Source organism: Pandoraea faecigallinarum (genome assembly GCF_001029105.3).
GTDB classification, from domain to species: domain Bacteria; phylum Pseudomonadota; class Gammaproteobacteria; order Burkholderiales; family Burkholderiaceae; genus Pandoraea; species Pandoraea faecigallinarum.
Genome location: NZ_CP011807.3, coordinates 3,580,905 through 3,595,454, shown reverse-complemented (window position 1 = coordinate 3,595,454; position 14,550 = coordinate 3,580,905). Strand labels below are relative to the sequence as shown.

The 14,550-nt window shown below is 64.2% G+C and carries 15 protein-coding genes; 4 read left to right on the top strand and 11 right to left on the bottom strand.

Features of this window, described 5'->3' with window-relative positions:
* Positions 1-45: 45 nt before the first annotated feature.
* Together AB870_RS15705 and AB870_RS15700 are read left to right on the top strand one after the other, a co-directional pair.
* Positions 46-1,560 (top strand): aldehyde dehydrogenase family protein, encoded by a 1,515-nt coding sequence (locus tag AB870_RS15705; RefSeq protein ID WP_047905438.1) that lies wholly within the window; start codon positions 46-48, stop codon positions 1,558-1,560.
* A gap of 297 nt (positions 1,561-1,857) precedes the next feature.
* Positions 1,858-3,225 carry a DUF3100 domain-containing protein gene (locus AB870_RS15700; RefSeq protein ID WP_157112356.1) on the top strand — a complete coding sequence of 456 codons (1,368 nt, stop codon included), beginning with the start codon at positions 1,858-1,860 and terminating at the stop codon, positions 3,223-3,225.
* Between the two features lie 160 nt (positions 3,226-3,385).
* Here the strand turns inward: AB870_RS15700 and AB870_RS15695 are convergent, their stop codons facing one another.
* The 3 genes from AB870_RS15695 to AB870_RS15685 all read right to left on the bottom strand — a co-directional run bounded on the left by AB870_RS15695 (position 3,386) and on the right by AB870_RS15685 (position 4,842).
* Positions 3,386-3,961 (bottom strand): EF-hand domain-containing protein, encoded by a 576-nt coding sequence (locus AB870_RS15695; RefSeq protein ID WP_053059404.1) that lies wholly within the window; start codon positions 3,959-3,961, stop codon positions 3,386-3,388.
* Positions 3,962-4,030: 69 nt separating this feature from the next.
* Positions 4,031-4,297, bottom strand: coding sequence for a glycine zipper 2TM domain-containing protein (locus AB870_RS15690; RefSeq protein ID WP_084663751.1), 267 nt, complete (start codon positions 4,295-4,297; stop codon positions 4,031-4,033).
* 77 nt (positions 4,298-4,374) lie between these two features.
* Complete coding sequence (locus AB870_RS15685; protein ID WP_047905437.1) at positions 4,375-4,842, bottom strand: hypothetical protein; 468 nt, start codon at positions 4,840-4,842, stop codon at positions 4,375-4,377.
* 653 nt (positions 4,843-5,495) lie between these two features.
* Here AB870_RS15685 and AB870_RS15680 point away from each other — a divergent pair.
* Complete coding sequence (locus AB870_RS15680; RefSeq protein ID WP_053059403.1) at positions 5,496-6,152, top strand: TetR/AcrR family transcriptional regulator; 657 nt, start codon at positions 5,496-5,498, stop codon at positions 6,150-6,152.
* 10 nt (positions 6,153-6,162) lie between these two features.
* Positions 6,163-7,119: a LysR substrate-binding domain-containing protein gene (locus AB870_RS15675; protein ID WP_047905436.1), complete on the top strand. Its 957-nt coding sequence runs from the start codon at positions 6,163-6,165 to the stop codon at positions 7,117-7,119.
* Between the two features lie 118 nt (positions 7,120-7,237).
* Here AB870_RS15675 and AB870_RS15670 read toward each other — a convergent pair whose 3' ends face one another.
* The 8 genes from AB870_RS15670 to AB870_RS15635 all read right to left on the bottom strand — a co-directional run bounded on the left by AB870_RS15670 (position 7,238) and on the right by AB870_RS15635 (position 14,542).
* Positions 7,238-7,597: a helix-turn-helix domain-containing protein gene (locus tag AB870_RS15670; RefSeq protein WP_017234237.1), complete on the bottom strand. Its 360-nt coding sequence runs from the start codon at positions 7,595-7,597 to the stop codon at positions 7,238-7,240.
* 207 nt (positions 7,598-7,804) lie between these two features.
* Positions 7,805-8,515 (bottom strand): ABC transporter ATP-binding protein, encoded by a 711-nt coding sequence (locus AB870_RS15665; RefSeq protein ID WP_047905435.1) that lies wholly within the window; start codon positions 8,513-8,515, stop codon positions 7,805-7,807.
* Positions 8,512-9,282, bottom strand: coding sequence for an ABC transporter ATP-binding protein (locus tag AB870_RS15660; RefSeq protein ID WP_047905434.1), 771 nt, complete (start codon positions 9,280-9,282; stop codon positions 8,512-8,514). The genes AB870_RS15665 and AB870_RS15660 overlap by 4 nt, the downstream gene beginning before the upstream one ends.
* Positions 9,279-10,253: a branched-chain amino acid ABC transporter permease gene (locus tag AB870_RS15655; RefSeq protein WP_064674925.1), complete on the bottom strand. Its 975-nt coding sequence runs from the start codon at positions 10,251-10,253 to the stop codon at positions 9,279-9,281. Before AB870_RS15655 ends, AB870_RS15660 begins: the two co-directional genes overlap by 4 nt.
* A gap of 33 nt (positions 10,254-10,286) precedes the next feature.
* Positions 10,287-11,207 (bottom strand): branched-chain amino acid ABC transporter permease, encoded by a 921-nt coding sequence (locus AB870_RS15650; RefSeq protein WP_047905432.1) that lies wholly within the window; start codon positions 11,205-11,207, stop codon positions 10,287-10,289.
* On the bottom strand, positions 11,204-12,076 hold the full coding sequence (locus AB870_RS15645; protein WP_047905431.1) for an alpha/beta hydrolase: 873 nt from the start codon (positions 12,074-12,076) through the stop codon (positions 11,204-11,206). Before AB870_RS15645 ends, AB870_RS15650 begins: the two co-directional genes overlap by 4 nt.
* Positions 12,077-12,140: 64 nt before the next feature.
* Positions 12,141-13,334 carry an ABC transporter substrate-binding protein gene (locus tag AB870_RS15640; protein WP_047908268.1) on the bottom strand — a complete coding sequence of 398 codons (1,194 nt, stop codon included), beginning with the start codon at positions 13,332-13,334 and terminating at the stop codon, positions 12,141-12,143.
* Between the two features lie 212 nt (positions 13,335-13,546).
* Positions 13,547-14,542, bottom strand: coding sequence for an amidohydrolase family protein (locus AB870_RS15635; RefSeq protein WP_047905430.1), 996 nt, complete (start codon positions 14,540-14,542; stop codon positions 13,547-13,549).
* Positions 14,543-14,550: the final 8 nt, after the last annotated feature.

Below are 14,550 nucleotides of genomic sequence, written 5' to 3'. Positions count from 1 at the left end.
GACGGCGTGTCATGCAGCGTCACCCTGCAAGTCACGGAGTTTTTCATGGCAGACCAACAAGCCGCCGCTTTGCTCGGCGCATTCGCGAAGTTCTTCCCCAGCGCGACCACCATCGGTTCGTTCGTCAATGGCGAACTGGTCGAAGGCAAGGGCGAGACATCCATCGACATCGTCAACCCGGCCACCGGCCAGACCGTGCTGACCTATCGCGACGCTGGTGCCGACGTCGTGGCACAAGCCGCCGATGCCGCTCAGGCCGCACAGAAAACGTGGTGGGCTCTCACGCACGCCGCCCGAGGCCGGGTGATGCAGGCGGTCGGCGCGAAGATCCGCGAAAACGCCGAAGCGCTCGCCCAGCTCGAAGCCATCGGTGCCGGCAAGCCGATCCGCGATTGCCGTGGCGAAGTGGGCAAAGTGGCCGAGATGTTCGAGTACTACGCCGGTTGGACGGACAAGTTCTTCGGCGACGTGATCCCCGTGCCGAGCACCCACCTGAACTACACGCGCCGCGAAGCCATGGGCGTGGTGTTGCAGATCACCCCGTGGAACGCTCCGGTCTTTACCTGCGGCTGGCAACTGGCGCCGGCCATCGCCATGGGCAACGGCGTGTTGCTCAAGCCGTCGGAACTCACCCCGGCCAGCTCGCTCGTGGTCGCAGCGCTCGCCGAGCAGGCCGGTGTGCCGCGCGGTCTCATCAACGTGCTGGCCGGCTTCGGTCACACGACGGGGCAGGCCGCCATCTCGCACCCGGTCGTCAAGAAGGTCGTGTTCGTCGGCTCACCGGCCACCGGCAGCAAGATCGCCGCGGCCGCCGCGCAGCGTCTGCTGCCGAGCGTGCTGGAACTGGGCGGCAAGTCCGCGAACATCGTGTTTGACGATGCCGATCTCAAGCGCGCATGTCTCGGCGCTCAGGCGGCCATTTTCTCGAGCGCGGGGCAAAGCTGTGTCGCGGGCTCGCGTCTGCTGGTGCAGCGCGGCGTGTACGACCGGATGGTCGAGATGCTGGCGCGCGGCGCGCAGAAGATTCGCGTGGGCGAACCGCTCGACGACACCACCGAAGTCGGCCCGATCTGCAACCGCACCCAGTATCAGCACGTGATGAACATGATCGACGCCGGCGTACAGGGCGGCGCACGTCTGGCCGCCGGCTCGCAACAGCGCAGCGACGGCGGTTTCTTCGTGCGCCCGACGGTGCTGGCGGACGCCAATAACACGATGGGTGTGGCGCGTACGGAAATCTTCGGGCCGGTCGTCGTGGCCATCCCGTTCGACACGGAGGACGAAGCGCTTGCCATCGCCAACGACAGCGAATTCGGTCTGGCCGGCGCCGTCTGGACCCAGGACGTGGCGCGCGCACACCGTGTGGCGTCGAAAGTCAACGCCGGCACGTTCTGGATCAACGGCTACAAGACGATCAACGTGGCTTCGCCGTTTGGCGGTTACAACCACAGCGGTTACGGCCGTTCGAGCGGCGTGGAAGCGCTGTACGAGTATACGCAGACCAAGAGTGTGTGGGTCGAGACGGCCGCCGATCCGGCCACGCCGTTCGGCTACGTCTGATCGTCTCGCCACGGGATGCGAGCGTTTCAGCCTGCGGGACATGGGGCCGAAACGGGGATTTTGACCGCGTATAATGCCGCCCTCAGGTGGACCGGCGCGGGATGCTGTTGCTGTCACCAAGGCGTGCCAACATGGCGGGCGGACATGCCCGCCGTGCAGAAAAAGTTCGCGGGTCGCGAGACCTGACGGACGGCGTGCCGAACTTCCTTAATCGCCGAAATGTTTGCCAGAGGCGCCGGCTAGCCGGAAAGCACGAGGCATCGGACCGGTTCAATAGCAAGTGCAGTGGAGACCCAGATGGCAGTCATGGAACAAAAAGCGGCCAAGCCGCAAGGGGGCGCCTTCAGCGATGGCGTGCGCCTGTATGTGTGGGCAATCGTGATCCTCGTGATCGCGGAACTCATCGGTGCGATCAGCATCAAGGCCGGTCACGGCAAGATCGTGTTGTTGCCGATGGTCTGGGCGTTGCTGCTCGGCGCGGCGCTGGGCCTGTCGCAGGCGCGTTTGCCGCGCTTCGCGCAGATCGACCTGCCGATGCAGCACAAGGCCGCCGCCATTCTGCAACCGGCGCTGCTGCTGTTCGTGGCAAAGCTGGGTCTGCTCGTGGGCGGCTCGCTGCCCAAGCTGGTGGCAGCCGGCTGGGCGCTCGTGTTCCAGGAGTTCGGCCACTTCGTCGGTACGATCATCCTCGGTTTGCCGGTCGCCCTGATGCTGGGCATCAAGCGTGAAGCCATCGGTGCGACTTTCTCGGTCGGCCGTGAGCCGAGCCTCGCCATCATTGGCGAAAAATACGGCTTCGATTCGCCGGAAGGCCGGGGCGTGCTCGCCGAGTACCTGACGGGTACGATCTTCGGTGCTGTATTCATTTCGCTGTTCGCAGGCTTCGTTGCCAGCCTGAACCTGTTTCATCCGCACTCGCTCGCCATGGGCGCCGGGGTGGGCTCGGGTTCGATGATGGCTGCCGCCGCAGGCGCGATCGCCGCACAGCAAACGCCGGAAGTCGCCAAGGAAGTCGCCACTTTCGCGGCGGCGTCGAACCTGATCACCACGACCATCGGCACGTACTTCACGCTGTTTATCTCGCTGCCGCTCGCCGTCTGGGGCTACCGCGTGATGGAGCCGGTACTGGGCCGCATCAGCAAGCGCGGCCGTGCCAACGCCGAAGCCGCCGCCGTGGAAGACGCCGAAGCGGCTAAGGAACTGAAGAACGCCAGCACGGCCCACACCGTCGAGATGAACTTCGGCGCGCGTCTGTTCGCCTGGGTGTTCTCGGGCGCACTGGCGCTCGTCGGTAACAGCATGGCCTTCAAGACGCCGTTCCTCGACGGCGTGCCGGGCATGCTCATCATCATCGGTGCAGTGATCGTCGGCGAAGTGCTGTACTTCGTCACGCGTCGCAAGGTGCCGGCCGTGTGCTGGGTGTCGCTGATCGCCATGTTCCTGACCTCGCCGGCATTCCCGTTTGCACCGGTCGTCGAACAGTTCACGGGCAAGATCAACTTCCTCGCGCTCGTAACGCCGATGCTGACCTACGCAGGCCTGTCGGTAGCCAAGGATGTGCCGGCATTCCGCCGCCTGGGCTGGCGCATCGTTGTCGTGTCGTTCCTCGCGAACGCCGGCACGTTCCTCGGCGCTGCGATCATTGCGGAATTCTTCCACGTCTGATGAGCGCGCCTCGCCTGCGACGGTGACAGGTCGCAGGCACGGAGAAAAACGAATACGCCACGGCATGCCGTGGCGTATTTTTTTATGTTGCCGATGTGCCGGGACTCAGGCCAGGAAGGGTGCGCGACGCCGTTCATCGGGCCGGCCCGGCTTCTCCTGCTTACGGCTTGGTCGTCGCCGCGTCGGCCTGAGCGCGCTCGTGGTAGTACCGCCGGAAGAAACTGCGGATTTCGGCGGGCGACAGCTTGCCGTCGCGATTGGCGTCGATCTGGTCGAAATGCTGGTAGAGGAACGGCTCGGCCGCGGCGACCTCCTCACGATTCAGATAACCGTCGCCGTCCTTGTCGGCTGCCTTGAAATAGCGCTCGAACGTTGCGCGGCGAGCCTGCAACTGACTGCGCTGATACGCGGCCCATTCGTTGCGGTCGATCCGGCCGTCGCGATTGGTGTCGATAGCGTCGAACGAGCGTTGCACGTACATGCCGAGCGCGGCGTTCTGATCGGCGGCGTCGCCGTAATCCGGAGCGCCGGCCGCTGGTGGCGGGCCCGGCGGCGCCGGCGTGGTGGGGACTACGCCGTTCACCGGCGGGGCCGGCTGCGCGAAGCTCGGGAAGGCCGAAAGCGACAGGGCGGCGGCCCCCGCGCAGAGTGTCACGGCGGCAAGCGCCCGGCGACCGAAGCGTCGGACCTTGAGTGTACGAAGCGTGCGTTGGTGGAGGGTGTCTTGGGGAGTCATGTCTCGCTTCTCCTTATTCCTTGAGCTATGACGGACAACAGGCGAGGGGGCATGGGCGCCATGCCGTCATCAACGGCGATGGCGGTCGTCGGTGATGACGTTACCGATAACGCCACCGACGACGGCACCGCCCACGGTCGTGCCCACGTCGCCTCCCGAAATGAGCGCACCGCCCAGCGCGCCGATACCGGCGCCCACGGCGGTATTACGCGATTCGCGTGGGGTCATGCCGCCGCATCCGGCGAGCGTGCCAATGAGCGCGGCGCCCACGAGAACGGGCGCGGCACGGCGCGAGAGCTTCGAGATGTGCGAGACCCATCGTTGTTTGGTTTTCATGACGTATGGCTCCTTCAATGGGGCAAGGTGCCCCGGTTGGCAGACCGGGCCGAGGGCAACAGGCCGGCCTGTGTGTGTCAATGCGCGGTAGCCGAACCGTTCTCAGGCACGCCCGCGCCGTTGGCCGGATTGGATTCGCGGTAGGCCGGTGGCGGCGGGGCGGCATAGGGCCGGCCCTGCGCGTCGGTCGGGTACGGGCGTCCGTAACCATCGGTCGGGGGATACGGGCGTCCGTAGGCGTCGGTGTTGGGCGCGCCCGGGGACGGCGGCGCTGCGTACGGGCTGCAAGCCGAGCCTGCCGCATACGGCGGCGGGCCGCAATTCGGTTGCGGTGCATACGAAGGGTTCGTACTGTCAGGGCCCCGGTAGGGCAGACGGGGCTGCGGCGGCGCATCGTACGCGCACCCTGCCAACGTGACCGACGCTATCAACGTCATCGTCAGCGCCATTGCCGAGGACGCCTCTGCAATACGCGTCTTGCCGATACGCGGCGCGCCTCTCTTCACAGCTTCGTTTGCAGCACCTTCAGCGTTCGTTCGCATCATGACCTCCTGTCGAGAGCGGTGTTTCCCCCGCCCGCCGTCATCATGGGTTTCCCGAAGTTGGACGCGAATTGCGGGATTTGGATCGCTCGATCTTGTAAGTCTTTGTAATTACCGCGCGACGCGCCGTGCGACGGGCCTGTGCGCGAATATTGCAGTGCACAGAATGACCGGAATTTAAGACGGACTCCGAACGAGTGTAGGAATTCGCTGACAGTATCATTCGCCAGCGGGGCTGTGTGCGGTCCCTATTGCGCGTTCACGCGTTTGTGTATTCGGCGCGGTATTCGCTTTCGTATATCGGACGGGCAAGCGAAGGCCCCTTCGGCGAATGAACCCACTCGGCGTCAGCCGCCGAAAGCATGACATCGAAATTGTTCAATTTTGAAATATATGATCGGCAAGCCCTTGGCCGAGGGGTTTTGCCAACGTGCGCGGAATATGCGGTTAGACGACGCATTACGCGATGTCTGTCATCGCAAATCGCGTTGTGTGCGTTGAAATATCGGGAAAGTCCGGGGGAGTGTTTGCGCTTAGTTTTCGCCGCAAGCTGCGTTTGCGCTGGCATACTGTGCGCGCTGACACTCTGCGTCGGCGTTAGGGGAAGTTGAGAATTTACGTTTCGAGGCGCCCGGCTCAACCGGGCAGGCTCACATATGCCACAAGTCAAGAAAGAAGACATCCGTCTCGCCATTCTCGAAGCATCGCACGCCCTGTTTCTCGAAAAAGGGTATGTCGACACCACAATGGTGCAGATCGCCAAGCGCGCCGGTATTTCGCACGCGAACATCTACAGCTATTTCACCGCGAAGCTGCAAGTCTTCTTCTGCGTCTACGAGAAATGGTTCAAGGCGCGTATCTCCGCGCTCGAAGCCGAGGTGATGACCGCGCACGGCGCCCATGCCCGCATGCGCACGCTGCTCAGCGGCCTGCTGGTGGAGACACCGAGGCTCGACAACGGCTTCTCGCACAATCTGGTGCAGGCGCTGGCCACCGTCAGCCCGGGCGACCCCTACGATCCGTCGCTGCTCCAGTGGTTTCGCGAACGCCTCTCGGCAATGCTCGCCGCCAGCGCGCCCAGTCTGGCGCGCGACGGCGTGCGGCGCGCGCGTCTCATCGACATGCTCGTGCTCACCTTCGACGGCTGCCTCGTCAACTATCACGTGAACCCCGCATCGCTGCCCGATGTGGCCATGCTCGAAGAATACGTGGCCGCTTTCCTGTCGGCAGAGCCTGCACAGTCGCATGAATCGGCGTCGATGCCCCAAGGTGAGGACCCGGTGACGACTTCCGGCTCCGCAGCGGCGGCCTGACTGCACGCCGATGCGATCACTTCCCTGGACAGCCCTCAATCTCGGACGAAAGCTCAAGTTTCACCAGCTTCAGGTCTTCGACCGCGTGCTCGAAACGGGGTCGCTCGTGCGTGCCGCCAACGAAACCGGGCTCACGCAACCTGCGGTAAGCAAGATCGTGCATGAGCTTGAGGCCTGCTTCGAAGGGCCGCTTTTCGTTCGCAGCAACCGCGGCATGCAGCCCACGGAGCTGGGCGAACTGCTCGGTCATCGCGTGAAGTCGCTGATGGCCGAACTGCGGTACCTGACGGACGAGGTGAATGCGTTCAGCGCCGGCACCAGCGGTCACGTCATCGTCGGCACACTGATTTCGGCCGCCGCGGACCTGCTGCCGCGCACGATCGCTATGCTCAAGGCGCGTACTCCCGGGGTGCTCGTGACGGTACGCGAAGCCACCACGGCACAACTGTTCCCGGCGCTGGCCAGCGGCGATCTGGACATTGTCGTGGGGCGGTTGCCCGAACGCTCGCTGCCGGTGGCCAATGCCTTTGCCCTGACGCACGAAGTCCTCTTCAACGAATCGCTCAGTGTGATCGGCGGCAAGCGGCACTGGTCGCACGTACCGGAGCGCGTGCCGCTCGCGCAATTGCGCGAGCAGGCGTGGATTCTGCCGGTGCCCGAGTCGCCGTCGCGGCTCGCTGCCGAGCGGCTGTTTCACGATGCCGGGCTCGCCTTGCCGGAGGATGTCGTGGAGTCGCTGTCGGTTCTCACCAACATCGGTCTCATGCTGGAGACGCCACGCGTGGCGCTGATGCCGCGCGCTGCCGCTACGCCGTTCGTGGAGTCCGGCCTGCTGCGCGTGCTGGCCGATACGATGCCGGGGAGCTTCGGTGACGTGGGTTATTCGCTGCGCGCGGACAAGTCGCCCAGCCCGGCGTGCGCGCGCTTCGTCACCTGCCTGCGAGAAGTCTGCGGGCTCAAACCGTAGCCGGTTCGCGAGCGACTGTCGGCGTGTAAAAATGGGGGCGTACCGACGAATCGGTACGCCCCCTTCTCGTATCGATGCGATCCGCCGCACGGGCGGGATCGCCGTCGTTCTTGCCGACTCAGAGACGCGCGAGCGACGAAACCAGCCCCGGGTTCTGCTGCACGAGCCGGATCAGACACGCCGCCTGCGCGTTCGGACGCGCGCGCCCCTGTTCCCAGTTCTCAAGCGTACGCGGGTTCGTGCGCAGGTAATGCGCGAAGACGTTGCGCGACATGCCGAGATGTTTTCGCAATGCGAGCAGTTCGTCGGGAAACACTTCCAGTTTGGGAAGCGGCGTGCGTGGCAGCTCCTTGATGTTGAGCGGAAGATCCGCAGGCAGACCGTTCTTGACGTGAGCCGGCTCGGCGGGCGGCGGCGCACCGGTGTCCTGTGAGAGCAGCCAGCGGAAGGGATTCGAAGGCGTATTCGAGTAAGCCATAGTCCTGACCGGTGTCGTGAGTTGTTGATCGGGAGTGCTTGCAAAGTCAATCAAGCGGAGCCGATTGCACCACATAGTTTCGCTGGGTGCTTTCACAAAACACTCCCGATTTTTGCGTCTGACACCTATCGAGTACTACGCACCTCGTGTAGACGAGGTGCCGTAGAGTGTACGCAGAAATGTGATGTACGCCCGTGCACGGACGACTCAGACGCCGAGATACGCCTGTAATTCCGGGAGCGAGCGACGCAGCTTGGAGGAGTCGCCCTGCCAAGCCACACGGCCCTTGTCGACGATGTAGTGCTGGTCGCCGAGTTCGAGCATTGGCGCCAGATTCTTGTCGATGCAGAGGATGGACAGGCCGCTGCCTTTGAGTTGCTTCAGGCATTGCCAGATTTCACCGCGAATGAGCGGCGCAAGGCCTTCGGTGGCCTCGTCGAGAATGAGTAATTTCGGATTCGTCATCAAGGCACGACCGATGGCGAGCATTTGCTGCTCACCGCCGGACAGATTGCTCCCGAGATTTTTCTCACGCTCGCGCAGTCGCGGAAACAGTCCGTAGATACGCTCGAGCGTCCACGGCGAACTTGCCCCGTGACGATTGCCCGCCGTGGCCACAAGATTCTCGCGCACGGTCAACGTGGGGAAAATCTGACGCCCTTCAGGCACAAGTCCCATCCCCGCACGGGCAATGCGATGCGACGGGCTGGCATGTACCGGCTTTCCGTCGAACACGATTTCCCCGCGCGCGGGCCGCATCAGTCCCGTCATCGATTTCACGGTGGTCGACTTGCCCATGCCGTTGCGCCCGAGCAGGGTGACGAACGCACCGCGCTCGATTTCCAGATGCATGCCGAACAGCGCCTGACTCGCCCCGTAGTACGACTCGACGCCAGACAAAGACAACAAGGTGCTCATGCCGTGGCTCCCAGCATTTCGTTGCGGGTTTCGTCCCCGAGATAGGCCTCGCGCACGCCCGCGTCGCTGCGGATCGTGTCGGCGTTGCCGCAGGCGATGGCGCGTCCGTAGACGAGCACGGTGATGCGATCGGCCAGCGCGAACACGGCGTCCATGTCGTGTTCCACGAGGACGATGGCATAGTCGCCCTTCAGATCGGCGAGTAGATGCGTCATTTGCTCGGACTCGGCCTGCGACATACCGGCCATCGGTTCGTCGAGCAGCAGCAGTTTCGGACGTCCCGCGAGCGCCATTGCCAGTTCGAGTTGACGATGCTCGCCGTGCGCCAGTGCGCTGGCCGGCACGTTCATGCGCCCGGCCAGACCAGTGCGCGCCAGAATCTCGCGTGCCGGTTCGACGAGCGCGGCTTCGCGAATTGCCGGACGCCAGAATCGGAAACTGTGTCCTTGCATGGCCTGCACGGCCACGAGCACATTCTCGAGCGCCGTGAATTCGCGAAACACCGAGGTGATCTGATACGAGCGCGCGAGTCCCGAGCGGGCGCGTTGCTCGATAGGCATCGAGGTGATGTCCTGTCCGTCGAAGTGAATGCTGCCCTCGTCGGAGCGCAGTTCGCCCGCGAGCTGGCCAATGAGCGTGCTCTTGCCCGCGCCGTTCGGCCCGATGATGGCGTGCAGCTCACCCGGCGCGACCTCGAGACAGAAGTGATCGGTGGCGGTCAGTCCGCCGTAGCGTTTGACCAGTTGGTCGACACGGAGCAGGCTCATGCTTTGCCCTCCACGGCGCGCGTACGGCGCGACAGCCGAACCTGAAGGTCGCCGAGCAGGCCGTAGAGACCGCGTCGCGACACGAGCACGGACACGACGACGAGCGGGCCGAAGATAATCATCCAGTGCTCCGTCATGCCCTTGAGCCACTCTTCGATCAGCAGCATTGCCGTGCTGCCCAGCAGCGGCCCGAAGAACGAGCCCAGACCGCCCAGGACGACCATCACGATCAGCTCGCCGGAAGCCGTCCACGCCAGGTAGGCGGGGGAGACGAAGTGCGTGAGGTTCGCGTAGAGCATGCCCGCGACACCGCACACCATCGCGCTGATGACGTAGGCCGCCAGTTTGTAGCGCAGCGTGGGGTATCCGAGCGCGCGCATGCGGCGGTCGTTCTGGCGCGAGCCGCGAATGACCATGCCGAAGCGTGCTTCGACCAGGCGGCGTCCGGCCCAGACGCACAGGCAGAGCACCGCGAACGCCACGTAGTACAGCACCGCAGGATCGTCCAGCGTCACGCTGCCGAAACGGCTGCCGGCCGACACGGGCAGCCCGTCGTCGCCGCCGTACTGCTTCAGGCTCACGGCGAGGAAGTAGAACATTTGGGCGAACGCGAGCGTAATCATGATGAAGGCGATGCCGGTCGTGCGCAGCGAGAGCAGACCGGTAATACCACCGACGACGGCGCACAGCAGCAATGTCGCGCCGAGGTGCACGAACCCGTTGTCGATACCGTGAAAGCTCATGATGCCCACGATGTAAGCGCCGAGACCGAGATACAGCGCATGGCCGAAGCTGACCATGCCGCCGTACCCCAGAATCAGATCGAGCGAGACGGCTGCGATCGCGAACACGACGATGCGCCCGAACAGGGTGAGGAAGAACGGTTGCTGGGCAAACGTCGCGTACAGCGGCACCAGCGCCAGCAGAACCAGCAGCAGAATCGGCACGGCGGTGCGTAGATTGAGTTTCATTTCCATCGTTTCTCTTGGGCGATCAGCCGCGGATCAGCCATGTTTTACCGGGAAGAGTCCTTGCGGGCGCACCGCAAGCACTGCCGCCATGACCAGATAGATGAGCATCGACGCGAGCGCCGGACCGGCCGTATCGGCGGTACTGCGCTCCATCAGGCTGCGCAGCAGCGTGGGCAGCGCGGTGCGGCCCACGGTATCGACCACGCCGACGATGAGTGCGGCGAGAAACGCGCCGCGCACCGACCCGATGCCGCCGATCACGATCACGACCATCGTCAGAATCAGGATTGGCTCGCCCATGCCCGGCTGCACGGACAGAATCGGACCCGCCATCAGCCCGGCAATGCCCGCGAGGATCGCGCCCAGACCGAACAGCAGCGAGTTGAGCAACACGATGTTCACCCCGAGCGCACCGACCATCTGCCGGTGCGTCGAACCGGCGCGAATCAGCATGCCGATGCGCGTGCGGTGAATCAGGAGATAGCAGCCGAGCGCAACCGCGAGGCCCACCACAATGATCAGGAAGCGATACGCCGGGTAATCGAGGCCGAAGAGACTGACCGTGCCGGACAGCCACTCGGGCACTTCCATGTAGTACGGCGACGGACCCCAGATCATGCGCGCCAGTTCGTTGAAGAACAGGATCAGGCCGAACGTGGCCAGCACCTGGTCGAGGTGGTCGCGGTCGTAGAGTGTCTTGAGAGCGACGAATTCGACGATGAGGCCCAGTACCAGCATGGCCGGGACGATCGCGAGCGCCGCGAGCGCGAACGAGCCCGTGTGGTTGTAGACGGTCGCTGCGATGAACGCGCCCATCATGTAGAGCGAGCCATGCGCGAGATTGACGAAGTTCATGATGCCGAACACCAGCGTCAGACCGGCGGCCATCAGGAACAGCAGTACCCCGAGTTGCAGCCCGTTCAGGCACTGCATGATGAAAAGCGTGAGGCTCATGGCGTCTCCCGGGGCAGGCCCATCTGGCGGAAGATGGCTTGCGTCAGCGGGCTGGCCGGGTCGTTCAGCGTGAGCACGATGTCGAAGTGATTGGTCCCCGGCATCGGCACGTACTCGCCCGGAAAGCCTTTCTCGCGCCATGCGCCGAGATAATCGTCCGTCTGACGCTTGAACTCGGCCGTCTCCGTCTCGCCATAGGACACGACGAGCGGGCAACCGCGCTCGGGCAGCAGGAAGATCGGGCTGTTTCGCCGCGCATCGTCGGCCGACAGATTCATCCACGCGTTGATGTGCGTGAACGGAATCGGCGTGAGATCGAACAGACCCGACAGCGGCGCCGCACCGGCGATGACGTCTTGCGGCACGTCGTACTGCGCATGCCACCCCTTCGCGAGCAGCATGCCGACGAGATGACCGCCCGCCGAGCTGCCGCAGACATGAATGCGGCGGGCGTCGCCATGATGCTCGCCGATATGGCGGTGCACCCACGCCAGCGCGCGGCGCGTCTGGTCGACGATGGTGTCGAGCGAGGCGCCGGGGGCGAGCGAATAGTTGATGGCGACGACGGTTGCGCCGGCGCGGGTGAACGCGGGCGCCATATTGCTCGAATCGCTCTTGTTCAGGGCACGCCAGTAGCCGCCGTGAACGAAGAAGAGCACAGGTGCGCCGGGGGTGGCAGCCGGGAAGATGTCGAGTGTTTCGTCGGGGTGATCCCCGTAGGCGACATCGAGAACGCAGGGCACGACGGCGCGGGCCTGCGCGCTGTGCTCGGCGTACAGCTTCAGGATGTCGAGAACGTTGGGTGTGGTGGCGCGAGCGTTGTACTGGACGTCCAGCTCGGCGTCGTCGAAATTGCGGTAGTGCTTCATAAACCCTCGATAAAGCTCAAAGACAGCGGGGGCCGGCTGCCCCCGCCTTGCAGCGCCCGGTGGCTTATGACCGGATCTTGCACATCGACGCCAGGTTGGCGCGCGTCTTGATATCGATTCGCCCCTTGTTGGCGAACGCCGCACCGCTGGCGTCCTTCACGACATCCACGCGATAGAACGGCGCGATCGGGAACTGGTTGCTCGCGAACTTGAAGGCGCCGCGCACCGACTGGAAGTCGGCGGCCTTGAGGGCGGCGCGCAGTGCTTCGCGATCGGCCACGCTGCCTTTGGTCTTCGTGAGGGCGGAGTCGATCAGATTGGCGGCGTCGTACGACTGCGCGGCGTACATCGACGGCACGCGGTTGTACTTTTTCTGGAAGGCCGCAACAAACTGCTTGTTCTGTGCGTTATCGAGGTCCGGCGAGTACGGCGCGCTCGTAATGCTGCCGATGGCCTGTTCCTTGAGCGCGGGCAGGGTCGAGCCGTCGATGGTCGATACGGAGATCAGCGGAATCTTGCCGAGCAGGCCCGCCTGACGGTACTGCTTGACGAAATTCACGCCCATGCCGCCCGGGTAGAAGACATAGACGGCATCCGGCTTGGCCGCCTGCAACTGCGCGATTTCCGCCGAGTAGTCCGGCTGGTTGACCTGCGTGTAGACCTCGTCGACGATCTGGCCCTTGTAGTCGCGCTTGAAGCCGTTCACGGCGTCGCGTCCGGCCTGGTAGTTCGGGGCCATCACGTACATCTTCTTGTAGCCCAGATTGGTCGAGAGCTGGCCGCCGGCTTCGTGCAGCTCGTCGTTATCCCACGACGTCGAGAAGAAGTTCGGGGAACATTGCTCGCCGGCAATCGGCGCCGGACCGGCGTTCGAGCCGACCATGACCACGCCCGCGTTCGTCACGTTCTTGTGGATGGCCATCATCACGTTCGAGAACGTCACGCCGGTGATGAGTTGCACCTTGTCGCGCTCCACCAGCTTTTGCGCCGCCTGCACGCCGACATCGGGCTTGAGCTGGTCGTCTTCCTTGATCACCTGCACCGGCACGCCGCCGAGCTTGCCGCCTTTTTGCTCGATGGCGAGCATGAAGGCGTCGTACTGATCCTGTCCAAGCGCACCGCCCGGGCCTGAGAGCGTGCCGATGAAGCCGATCTTCACCTGTGCGTGCGCGCCGCCCGATGCGAACATCGCCGCGGCCGCGGCGATGGCGCCAAGGACTGCGACGGCCTTGCGTTGCGTGGTCTTCGTTCCCGTCATCATGGTCTCCAAACTATGAATTCAAGCACTGTCATCTGCGGACTCGCGCCGGGATACCTGACCGCTTCTTCACGTCGGTCATCGCAGGCCAGGCGCGTCGGACTATTTCAAAACTGAAAGAATTGTTTAAGCATCAAGTATTTCAGTGTCCAGCCTAAACGACGCCTATTGCGTAGGCAAGCGTTTTCAAAAACACCTCGGGAAAGCACCAGTCACAGGCCGAAGAACTCGATGGCGTTGCCTGCCAGAATGCGACGGCGGGCCGCCTCGTCCAGCCCCGGCTGCTGCGCGACCAGATGGCCGATGTTCTGTTCGCCGAGCGGGAACGGATGGTCCGAGCCGAGCATGATGCGCTCCGCGCCCATCGTGTCGACGAGCAGGCGCAGCGCGCGCGGGTCGAACACGGCGCTGTCGACATAGAAACGGTCCAGATAGTGCGACGGCGGGTGCGGGCTGTCGGCGCGCACGATGTCGCGGCAATGCCAGGCGTTCTCCGCGCGGCCCAGCAGGTACGGGAAGGCGCCGCCGCCGTGCGCGAAGCACAGCTTGAGCGAGCGCGGCAGGCGCTCGAGCGCCCCTGAGAGAATCAGCGAAAGAATGGAGAGCTGCGTCTCGGCGGGCATGGCGACGAGCCAGGGCATCATCCACTTCTTCATGCGGCCATCGGTCATCATGTCCCACGGGTGCACGAGCACGGGGATGTGTTCGTTGCCGCAGTGCCGCAAAAACGCCACGAGCTGTTCGTCGTCCAGATCTTTTTCACCCAGATGGTTGCCGATCTGCACACCGACGTGGCCGGTCGCCTTGGCTCGCGAGGCCTCCGCGCAGGCCAGATCGAGGTCTTGCAGCGGCACCTGCGCCATGGGTTTCAGGCGCTCCGGGGCGTAGGCGCAATGCTCCAGCGCCAGATCGTTCATGCGCTGCACCCAGTCCATCACGGCACGGCCTTCGTAGCGGTAGCCGAACATGATCGGCGTGGCGCAGACCACCTGGAGGTCGACGCCGTGGCGGTCGAGTTCCTCGATACGCAGCGCGGGATCCCACAGGGCGCGGTAGACCGGACGGAATGCGCGGTTCTCGAGCATGATGTTGCCGGTCTCGCCGCCTTCGTCGATACGCAGCCAGGGGGCGGTGGCGGCATCCAGGCGGGCCGCTTCTTCTCGCGTGATGCGCGGGAAGAAGTGGGCGTGCATGTCGATTTTCTTCATGACGTGGC

Coding starts and splice junctions, on each gene's coding strand:
- AB870_RS15705 (WP_047905438.1), top strand. CDS start 46: ATGGCAGACCAACAAGCCGCCGCTTTGCTCGGCGCATTCGCGAAGTTC.
- AB870_RS15700 (WP_157112356.1), top strand. CDS start 1,858: ATGGCAGTCATGGAACAAAAAGCGGCCAAGCCGCAAGGGGGCGCCTTC.
- AB870_RS15695 (WP_053059404.1), bottom strand. CDS start 3,961: ATGACTCCCCAAGACACCCTCCACCAACGCACGCTTCGTACACTCAAG.
- AB870_RS15690 (WP_084663751.1), bottom strand. CDS start 4,297: ATGAAAACCAAACAACGATGGGTCTCGCACATCTCGAAGCTCTCGCGC.
- AB870_RS15685 (WP_047905437.1), bottom strand. CDS start 4,842: ATGATGCGAACGAACGCTGAAGGTGCTGCAAACGAAGCTGTGAAGAGA.
- AB870_RS15680 (WP_053059403.1), top strand. CDS start 5,496: ATGCCACAAGTCAAGAAAGAAGACATCCGTCTCGCCATTCTCGAAGCA.
- AB870_RS15675 (WP_047905436.1), top strand. CDS start 6,163: ATGCGATCACTTCCCTGGACAGCCCTCAATCTCGGACGAAAGCTCAAG.
- AB870_RS15670 (WP_017234237.1), bottom strand. CDS start 7,597: ATGGCTTACTCGAATACGCCTTCGAATCCCTTCCGCTGGCTGCTCTCA.
- AB870_RS15665 (WP_047905435.1), bottom strand. CDS start 8,515: ATGAGCACCTTGTTGTCTTTGTCTGGCGTCGAGTCGTACTACGGGGCG.
- AB870_RS15660 (WP_047905434.1), bottom strand. CDS start 9,282: ATGAGCCTGCTCCGTGTCGACCAACTGGTCAAACGCTACGGCGGACTG.
- AB870_RS15655 (WP_064674925.1), bottom strand. CDS start 10,253: ATGAAACTCAATCTACGCACCGCCGTGCCGATTCTGCTGCTGGTTCTG.
- AB870_RS15650 (WP_047905432.1), bottom strand. CDS start 11,207: ATGAGCCTCACGCTTTTCATCATGCAGTGCCTGAACGGGCTGCAACTC.
- AB870_RS15645 (WP_047905431.1), bottom strand. CDS start 12,076: ATGAAGCACTACCGCAATTTCGACGACGCCGAGCTGGACGTCCAGTAC.
- AB870_RS15640 (WP_047908268.1), bottom strand. CDS start 13,334: ATGACGGGAACGAAGACCACGCAACGCAAGGCCGTCGCAGTCCTTGGC.
- AB870_RS15635 (WP_047905430.1), bottom strand. CDS start 14,542: ATGAAGAAAATCGACATGCACGCCCACTTCTTCCCGCGCATCACGCGA.